This window comes from Mesorhizobium sp. M7A.F.Ca.CA.004.06.1.1, assembly GCF_003999135.1.
Lineage (GTDB): Bacteria > Pseudomonadota > Alphaproteobacteria > Rhizobiales > Rhizobiaceae > Mesorhizobium.
Genome location: NZ_RZPQ01000058.1, coordinates 1 through 1,410 on the forward strand (window position 1 = coordinate 1; position 1,410 = coordinate 1,410).

The following is a 1,410-nucleotide window of genomic DNA, read 5'->3' on the forward strand; positions in this document are numbered from 1 at the left end:
CATCTAGAGCGGCGTTTTCCTCGCGCCCACGACGGTCGGCCACGGCCGGATGCTCGATGGCCTCGGCTATCTCGATCGAAGTCCAACCCGCTGCCATGACTTTAAAGGTCCATTCGGTGACCTTCTGGCTATCGTGTCGCGGTCAGGATATTCGTCCTGTCGCCCGCGGGAATTATGCGCTGCGTCTCAGTCGGTCGGGCCTTTGGGCTTCGTCTCGGAACGTAGCTCCGTTGAGGAGACAACCGGTGAGAGATCACGTCGAGCAGATGCAGGCACTCAGTCAATTCTTGCCGGGCCGATTTTCCTTGGATGCTTCCAAGTCCAGCTGGGCGCGACTGGCGTGAAGCAAGGCCGCGATCAAATTTTGGTCGGCTGACTTTTTGCCGGTGTATAGGCACACAAGCTCGCGGGCCTGGACCGTCGAATCGGATTCCGGGCTCTCCCTGATGGCTGACGTAAGAGCCCGGGAGAGTATGTCGAAATCCAACAACGAAATACCCGGTCGGCTTCCTTTCATGGCCAAATCCATCCTGTTGGTCTGCAGGCAATACTCGAAAGGTCAATGATGACGAGAATCGGCATCACCCCCATTCCTTCACGTGCTCGACTTCAGAAGCTCCCGGGACATCTCGCCGAGCCCGGCGGCGGCGTGGATAACCGCGGTGCAGCGCCACCGCAATTACAAAGGTTAATTCGGCTACGCGCATCGAGGATCAGATGGTTTGGGACCGAGTGTTCGCAAATCACAGCTATAAATCAAATCTTCAGGGTAAGTTGACATGATTGCCCACCGCCGACCGCCTATGGCTTGGATAGATGTTCAGGAGAAAGCAGCGTAAGGCCTATCGACTTGTCAGATCTGATGCCCCCCGATGTGCAGGATGATCCTGCCCTAGCCGCTGAGGTCGACCGGCTTCTGGCGCGCCGTACGCGCGAAATCAGCCTGCGTGGCGAGATCGAACGCCTATTTCGAGTACGTGTCTGGTCGCAAACGGCCAAAATCATCCGCGCGTGGATGATCTGGGTGGCATTTTTGGATGTGCTGACGTTGGCACTGAACGCGGCGTTGCTTCCATGGGTCGTAGCGCAGTCCATGCTCCTGCCCGGCGCCATCATCCCGCCCGTGGCGTTGGCCGTCGTCCTTGTTTGGCGTAAACCGCAGGCGCCTTGGCTCCAAGGAACCTCGCTGATCGCAGGCATGTTCCTTATCTTGTTGTCAGTCGCATTGGTCGGAGCAAGCGCTGGTGGCGAGTTCTACGAACGGCAATTGAACGTCATGTTGTTCGTGGCCATTACAGCCATCATAATCTTCGGGATCCCCCTGGCCTGGACGATGACTATCGCTGCGCTGGCGCTCGGACTTTATCTCATGCTTCAACTGCAGAGCCCGGCCATCGCGCATGGGAGTGC

General features: G+C 57.8%; 1 pseudogene. It reads left to right on the forward strand.

The window, feature by feature from the left end:
* Positions 1 to 862: 862 nt before the first annotated feature.
* Positions 863 to 1,410, forward strand: a pseudogene (locus EN906_RS38120) (GGDEF domain-containing protein); the annotation flags it as partial.